Source organism: Longimonas sp., from assembly GCF_040409695.1.
Taxonomy (GTDB): Bacteria; Bacteroidota; Rhodothermia; order Rhodothermales; family Salinibacteraceae; genus Longimonas.
In genome coordinates this window covers 1-6810 of record NZ_JARWGJ010000134.1, presented here as the reverse complement: position 1 = coordinate 6810, position 6810 = coordinate 1, and the positions used below count along the sequence as shown (strand labels likewise).

The following is a 6810-nucleotide window of genomic DNA, read 5'->3' as shown; positions in this document are numbered from 1 at the left end:
CTGAATCAGAGGCCAAGCGCTCCGAGTTTGAGCAGAACGCCCGAGCAATCATCGAATCGAACATCACCGATATCGATTTCGATGTCGACGATCTGGCCGAGGAGATGATGATGAGCCGGAGTACGCTCTACCGCCGTGCGCGTACCAACAAGGCTCCCTCGCCGGCCTCGCTTATCCGCGAGGTGCGCATGAAGCGCGCTCATGACCTGCTTGCCACCGGTGAAGGGTCAGTTACCGAAGTGGCCTATGCCATTGGGTACGAGAGCCTGGCATCATTTAGCGGGCAGTTTAGCGCCCACTTCGGCTATCCCCCCAGCCAGGTCTCTCGCAGAGAAGCTACGTAGGTACAGGGCAGTACAGTACAGGGAGATGCGCAGATGCTATCTGACAGCGCGAGGGACTACCCTGACACGCATACGCTTTCAGAAGGCGTCTTAACGTCTTCTGGGAATCCATGCTCCGGCGCATGCATTAGATTTTTCCCATGATCGCCGCACGTACGCATCCCCAACCGATTCCAACATATGCCTGAGCAAGAGATGCCGGACTTTGTACCGGAGTACAATAAGCCCGATGCCCCGGGCATCCATATGAACTTTGATAACACCATCTCGCTGTATCATGTGGTGTCGGAGACCGACGACTTTGAGACAGCCGCGTACGACATCTTTGGGCTGCTGAAACGCGCGCAGGATGAGTTTCCGGACTGGCCGCGTGTGCTGTATCTCGACATTGAGGGGCACCTGGATGAGGAGGGGCGGTTTGAGCCTGACTTTGTGGAGCTGCAGCAGGAGTTTCTGATCGCGGCAATGGGGAAGTTCTTTACTGCGCTGGCGCTTCCGCTTGTAGCTGTGGTTAATCCTGATACACAGGTCAATGACGTTCCCGACGAACTGAAGCTGCAGGCACCGCAAGCCCCCCTTCCCAAAGACACCTCCTGGCCCCGGGCCGACGCTTGAGTTTAGGGCTTGATTTTAGGGCTTGGGTTTAAGCAGCGTCTGAAAGCATTCCGCGAGCGGTGCGCTTACTTTTCAGACACTACTTTAGCTGTTTTAGGCGCTTACGTCGTATCTACAAGCCGGATGATGCGGTTGAAAAGCGCGGGCGACAGGCGCTTCAGGTAGACCGCGTAGGTCTCAATGCCCCCGATATAGACTTCGTCGCGTTCTTCTTTTAGCGCACGGATGATAGCCGTGGCGCACGCTTCGGGAGCAATGCCATTGCGGATGGAGTCAGACATCTGTCCGTAGCGCGAGCCATCGGCAGTGAGTGCATTGCGTGACACATTGGTGCGCACATATCCCGGACAGATAAGCGTAACGCGCAGTCCAGCGTCGTACACCTCGGCACGCAGGCCGTCAAAGTAGCCATGCAGCGCATGTTTTGACGCTGCGTACGCAGTGCGCCCGGGTGTACTGAAAGTGCCGACGACGCTGCTTACCACCCCGATGTGCCCCGCCCCTTGCTTGATGAAGTGAGGCAAGAGCGCTTTCGTAAGCGTGACGGCCCCGAAGAAGTTCACCTCCATGATGCGCCGTACCACCTCAACTTCAGTATCTTGCGCCCGCGACCGCTGGCTGATACCGCCGTTGTTGATGAGCACGTCGATGGTGTCGTGCGCCTCTGTTGCTGCATCGACAGCCGCATATAGCGAATCGGGATCGGCCAGGTCGAGCGGGATCACCGTATGCTGATCTGGATTGGCGCAGTTCGACTTTACCGCCTGCAGGGCCTCCTCGCGCCGGGCTGAGAGAATCAGCCGCGCGCCCTGCTGGCTCCAGGTCCGGGCAAGCGCCGCTCCGATACCCGACGAAGCTCCTGTGATCCACACGGTAGGCCTATCTTGCATAATGGTGCGAACTGCTTTGCGACAGAATGTTCGTGGAATACGTGTGTAGACGCGCTCCGCAGCATTAAAGATACGCATGAAACGCGAACATACGTTATAGCCCCATGTTAAGGATATAATCAAGAGTTACTTTACGCTACGGTATGTCGGAAGGTTGCTTATTGCCCTCCGCAGCGCCGTACAATCATCAACACCAACACCGATATGCCACAAGGAACAGTTAAATGGTTCAGTACCGAAAAGGGCTTTGGATTCATTGCCCCGCACGACGGAACCAAAGATGTGTTTGTCCACCACTCTAACATTGTCGACGTCGACACAGTCGGTCCGCTTGAGGACAACGACGAGGTCGCGTTTGAAGTTGAGGAAACGCCCAAAGGCCTCAATGCGGTCAACGTGGAGCGTGTGTAGGTTGTAGCAGGGCTTGGCCACACGGCACGCCCTTGTATGCAGCCTGTACGGGGCAACCTGTACATCATACAGCTTTGGAGCCCGGCTCATCTTGAGTCGGGCTTTCTTAATGTTGTGTATTCTGTTGTATACCCACGTGTTGTCTGCTTCAGCAGGCACGCTCTGCATCTATTTACATCGGTCTACATTTTCCTGCATCGACCTGTATCGAGCCGTCTTGATGTTAACGGAGCATCTACATACAGTTGGGATGCGCAACCCCTGTCGCTTCAGTTCATTGGGAGAGCAGCCTGCACGGATAGTTTACGCAGCGTCTGTTTGGCGGGCACCGTGCTTGCGCCTCCCCGCGTTCTGTTGAACTCGTTTTGATACTGCCTTGGATACTGTTGACACCGTTCTCGTATCGCGCCACGCGCTTACGCCCCGCACCACCCAGTACGTGCTGCGTGCGGACGACCACACATTCAGCTTTAAACCCGGCCAGCATACCAGCATCGTAATGCCCGATCGGAGTCCGCCCGTAGTGCGTCCCTACTCTCCGGTGAACCAGCCGGGGACGAATGCGCTTGTGCTTGCGATTAAGCGTTATGACGACGGCACCTGCTCGACGTGGATGGATGCGCGAAGCGTGGGCGACACGGTGCCTGTTATGCCTCTCTCGGGCAACCTGCAGCTTCGCGACCTAAACCGCGATGTCGTCTTTCTGTCTACGGGTACGGGGATTACCCCACTGCTGAGCATGGCACGCCAGTACCTGACCGAAGGGACCGGGCATATCACGTTTGTGCATGGCGAGAAGCGCCCCGAAACGCTGCTCTACCGCGAAACGCTCGACCTGCTTGCTGCGGAGCACGACCGGCTCTCGGTGCACTACGTGCTGTCGGACGTCGAGTGGCCGGGTCGTACAGGGTTTGTGCAGTCGCACCTGGATACGTACGACGCGGATTGGGAGAGCGCCCATGTGTACGTATGCGGCGTGCCTCAGATGGTGGTAGACACGCTCGACACCCTCGCAGACTACGGCCTGCCCGACGAACGGGTATTTTCTGAAGGGTGGGAGTCGGGGTCCGTCTCGTAACATTCGACGACAGTGCATCTGGGGCAGAAGCCCCGATCGGCAGCGCTCTTCTTCAGACACGATTCTTTGCGCCGGATGTAGAGGGCCGATGGAAACTGACTTGTATGCGCTTTCATTGCATCTCACTGTATGTCGCATGCTACGCCGCATGCACATGAAAGCACCATACACGTAAAAGAATAGCCCTTGTAGATGCTATGCCGGCCTCTTAGATAGCCAATACAAATTATCCACTGGCCCCTGCAACATACCGGTACCTCATGACCACCACCTTCTACGCCTCTCCTGAACAGTTCCACGGCACCCGCGTCGTGCTCTCTCCCGATGAAACCCGGCATGCGGTGCGTGCGCTGCGCCACGACGTGGGCGATAACATTGTGGTCGTTGATGGCGTAGGCGGGTGGCACCGGGTCCGACTGGAGCAGACCGACACCCGGAAAGCGATGGGGACTGTAGTAGAGACCCGGCATGAGGTAGGCGAGCCGCAGCGTCCGTTTATACTCGCGGTCGGACTTGTTAAGAAGCGTAGCCGGTATGAGACACTCGTTGAGAAGGCAGTAGAGCTTGGCATCACAACGCTTATTCCACTGGTTACAGAGCGTACCGAACGATCGCGCCTGCGTCGCGACCGGCTGCAGAACATTATGACCGCCGCGCTCAAGCAGTGCGGACGTTCGCGCCTGCCTGCGCTTGCTGCGCCTTGCTCCCTGTCTCAAGCTATCGCCCAGCATCCACGGCAGGCTCCTATCTGCCTTCACGAAACCGGTCCCGACCGCATGAGTCTTCCGGAGGCCCTGTCTACGCGACCTCGACAGGGCGTCTTACTCGCCGTGGGCCCCGAAGGCGGATTCACCAGGCGCGAGGTCGCGCTTGCTGAGCGCGCAGGCGCACGGGTGGCGCACCTGGGGCCTCGACGCCTGCGTACAGAAACAGCCGCCCTTGCTGCAGCAAGCACCGTTGTTGCGCTTCAGCACGTAGACCCGGTGCCTGGTGTCTCTTTGTGAGAAGCATGATCAAGCGGCTGGCACGCTTCGCATCCCTTTTTATCTTTTGTTGCACCGAGCTTCTATCCCATGGCCGATCTTACCGAGACTTCCCTTTCCTCTGAAGAGCTACTGAACGGCAAGCTGCTTCACGTCTATCGCGACGAGGTGCGCCTGCCCGACGGGCGCAGCGCGGCCCGCGAATGGATCGACCATCCTGGCGCTGTGGCTATCGTTCCGATCTTTGAAGACGGCGCCACCGTGCTTGTGCGACAGTTTCGCTTTCCGGCGGGGCGCACCTTCCTGGAGGTGCCTGCCGGGAAGTTCGACAGCGACAACGAGTCGCCTGAAGATGTGGGCCGCCGAGAGCTTAAGGAAGAAACAGGGATTCGCGCAGATACGCTTACCCACGTTGGCGCCTTCTATCCATGCATTGGGTACAGCAACGAGGTGATTCACGTATGCATCGCACGGGGCCTGACGCAGGGAGACATGGAACTCACAGACGATGAGTTTATAGAGCCCGTGCGTTTGCCTTTCACAGAGGCTGTGGCTCGCGCACGCAACGGAACCTTGTCTGACATGAAAACCATCACTGCACTGAACCGCGTGCATTACGTTCTGGAGCAGGCGGATGCGAACTTTTGAGCGAGAGACAACAAATCCGTGAACAAGCGGGCCGCTTTGTCATACGAACGTGCTGCATGTAACGGATACGCGATAATAGCACGTCCGGTAAGAAAACCAGTGCGGGCAGGCGGGCGTCGCTGCTCTCGACTGTAGAACGCTGATTTTACACACGAATTGTAAGGCTGTAATGTCGTTTCTGTTTTTTGTCACCCTCGGCATCATCACCTTGATTGCGGTTGTGATGGTGATTGTTATTCTTTTGCAGAGCGGACAGGGCGGAGGACTCGCCGGTATTGCTTCTGGCGGTGCTACCCGGCAGGTGCTGGGGACGCGTCAGGCACCCGACCTGCTTGAGAAGGTAACCTGGGTGCTGGGTACAGCCTTCATTGTCCTCTGTATCCTGATTAACTTCCTGATTCAGACACAGGGCCCTGAGGAAAGCATCATTCAGCAGCAGGCCCCCCAGCAACAGCAACAGCAGATGCCTGCTGCTCCGGGTGGCGACGGTCCGCCCCCTCTCCCGGATAATGAGTAGGGGCTCTCTCGATAGGGCGTGTAGTGCACAAGCCCTCATCTGAACAGGCTCTTATTTGACAGCCGGGCGTGCGCGTGTGCTGCTGTGGCGTACTGGCGTACCCCCTGGCACGCGCCCGGCAACATCGCAATGCAGCACTCATAGACGCGCCCCCGGATTACTTGCGTCTAGACTACTTGTGTCTTGGCGCGCCCTGAGCATGTGCACCTGTACATGCAAGAGCAGCACCTACTGCTGTCTGTCACAGAACCCTTCCTTCCGATTCGGGAGGAGGGGTTTTCTGGTTTAACGCTACGTTGCCTTCGTTGCCTTAAGAACCTGTTTTGATTTCTTGATTTGGGCACCCCAGGAGTACTTCCTCCCTGCGGTCGGGGCGCTGCGAGCGGCTCCGCTGGGCTGCAAACCAAAGCCCCAAACAGATTCTACGTCCTGGTCCCATGAAGTGCAAAGGTCGCCCCAAGAGCGGCCGTATTTCATCCGACGCGTTCAAAGCCGTTGGGGAAAGCGGGGTACGTGTATCATGCATCTGAATACACGCTCCTCGGCAGCCCTTGGCAGCGTACGTGTGCCACCACAAGAAAAAGGGCCGCCCCCTTGTGCTGGGGACGACCCTTCTCTCACAATGACATGCGGCGGTGTGCGCCCCGATAAGCCGAATTCTGTATGCAGCGCCCTGCCGGCCGCAGCGGCTGGGGCACTGGAAGCACCATCTATCTGGGCATGCGATTGCTCGCATGCTCAAGCGGCCTACCCGCGTCGCAGATTCAGCGGGCCGCTGTATCCGCAGCCGAAGCTGCGGTGCGACGCTGCTTGGCCTTGCACCCTGTGGGGTTTGCCTGGCCACAGAGGTCGCCCCCCGTGCCGGTGAGCTCTTACCTCACCTTTGCACCCCTTGCCTGTGCCGCAGCATACGCTGCAGCCATCGGCGGGTCAGCTTTCTGTTGCACGTGCCGTCGTGCCGCTGCCTCAGCAACAGCACGCCTTCCGGTTAGGAAGCACAGTGCCCTATGGTGTTCGGACTTTCCTCACCGCCCCCCGAAGGGCGACGGAGCGATGCTCTGGAGCGCACACCAGGACGTGCTATCATGCATGCCTTGTTTTTGGTTCTTGCTTTGCTTCTGGTTTCGTCTATTGCCTGGCCCGGTTACCCGGCGGCTTACATAGCCGTGTCAATTCCTGTGTCGAGATCCAGTTTCTCGTTGGTTTCTTCCGCGGTCTCTTCATACAGCTCCTTGTCGACGATGATGCGCCCCGTGTGCTCACAGACGATCACGCGCTTGCGCTTGCGGATCTCAACCTGACGCTGCGGCGGCACAGCAAACCC

At 58.0% G+C, this 6810-nt stretch carries 8 protein-coding genes and 1 other RNA gene; 7 read left to right on the top strand and 2 right to left on the bottom strand.

Annotation, left to right across the window (positions count from 1 at the left end):
* Both PPP56_RS08415 and PPP56_RS08410 read left to right on the top strand, forming a co-directional pair.
* The coding region (locus PPP56_RS08415) for a helix-turn-helix transcriptional regulator (RefSeq protein ID WP_353563598.1) at nucleotides 1–344 on the top strand (344 nt) is incomplete at its 5' end.
* Nucleotides 345–524: 180 nt separating this feature from the next.
* Nucleotides 525–959, top strand: a complete 435-nt coding sequence (locus tag PPP56_RS08410) for a hypothetical protein (protein WP_353563597.1) — start codon at nucleotides 525–527, stop codon at nucleotides 957–959.
* 101 nt (nucleotides 960–1060) lie between these two features.
* Here PPP56_RS08410 and PPP56_RS08405 read toward each other — a convergent pair whose 3' ends face one another.
* Nucleotides 1061–1849, bottom strand: a complete 789-nt coding sequence (locus PPP56_RS08405) for an SDR family oxidoreductase (RefSeq protein WP_353563596.1) — start codon at nucleotides 1847–1849, stop codon at nucleotides 1061–1063.
* 204 nt (nucleotides 1850–2053) lie between these two features.
* On the opposite strand from PPP56_RS08405, the gene PPP56_RS08400 reads away from it, so the two are divergent.
* The 5 genes from PPP56_RS08400 to secG all read left to right on the top strand — a co-directional run bounded on the left by PPP56_RS08400 (nucleotide 2054) and on the right by secG (nucleotide 5486).
* The gene (locus tag PPP56_RS08400) at nucleotides 2054–2260 is read left to right on the top strand and encodes a cold-shock protein (RefSeq protein WP_353563595.1); all 207 of its coding nucleotides are present in this window, start codon (nucleotides 2054–2056) and stop codon (nucleotides 2258–2260) included.
* 376 nt (nucleotides 2261–2636) lie between these two features.
* The gene (locus tag PPP56_RS08395) at nucleotides 2637–3338 is read left to right on the top strand and encodes a ferredoxin--NADP reductase (protein WP_353563594.1); all 702 of its coding nucleotides are present in this window, start codon (nucleotides 2637–2639) and stop codon (nucleotides 3336–3338) included.
* A gap of 260 nt (nucleotides 3339–3598) precedes the next feature.
* Nucleotides 3599–4342: an RsmE family RNA methyltransferase gene (locus PPP56_RS08390; protein WP_353563593.1), complete on the top strand. Its 744-nt coding sequence runs from the start codon at nucleotides 3599–3601 to the stop codon at nucleotides 4340–4342.
* Between the two features lie 69 nt (nucleotides 4343–4411).
* Entirely contained in the window at nucleotides 4412–4969 is a 558-nt protein-coding gene (locus PPP56_RS08385) for an NUDIX domain-containing protein (protein ID WP_353563592.1), read from the top strand.
* Between the two features lie 169 nt (nucleotides 4970–5138).
* Nucleotides 5139–5486: a preprotein translocase subunit SecG gene (secG, locus tag PPP56_RS08380; RefSeq protein WP_353563591.1), complete on the top strand. Its 348-nt coding sequence runs from the start codon at nucleotides 5139–5141 to the stop codon at nucleotides 5484–5486.
* Between the two features lie 632 nt (nucleotides 5487–6118).
* Here the strand turns inward: secG and rnpB are convergent.
* Nucleotides 6119–6556, bottom strand: an RNA gene (gene rnpB, locus PPP56_RS08375) — RNase P RNA component class A.
* Nucleotides 6557–6810 lie beyond the last annotated feature (254 nt).

What these genes read in the sequence shown, in the direction of transcription:
- PPP56_RS08410 (WP_353563597.1), top strand. Translation starts at nt 525, where the DNA reads ATGCCTGAGCAAGAGATGCCGGACTTTGTACCGGAGTACAATAAGCCC.
- PPP56_RS08405 (WP_353563596.1), bottom strand. Translation starts at nt 1,849, where the DNA reads ATGCAAGATAGGCCTACCGTGTGGATCACAGGAGCTTCGTCGGGTATC.
- secG (WP_353563591.1), top strand. Translation starts at nt 5,139, where the DNA reads ATGTCGTTTCTGTTTTTTGTCACCCTCGGCATCATCACCTTGATTGCG.
- PPP56_RS08390 (WP_353563593.1), top strand. Translation starts at nt 3,599, where the DNA reads ATGACCACCACCTTCTACGCCTCTCCTGAACAGTTCCACGGCACCCGC.
- PPP56_RS08385 (WP_353563592.1), top strand. Translation starts at nt 4,412, where the DNA reads ATGGCCGATCTTACCGAGACTTCCCTTTCCTCTGAAGAGCTACTGAAC.
- PPP56_RS08400 (WP_353563595.1), top strand. Translation starts at nt 2,054, where the DNA reads ATGCCACAAGGAACAGTTAAATGGTTCAGTACCGAAAAGGGCTTTGGA.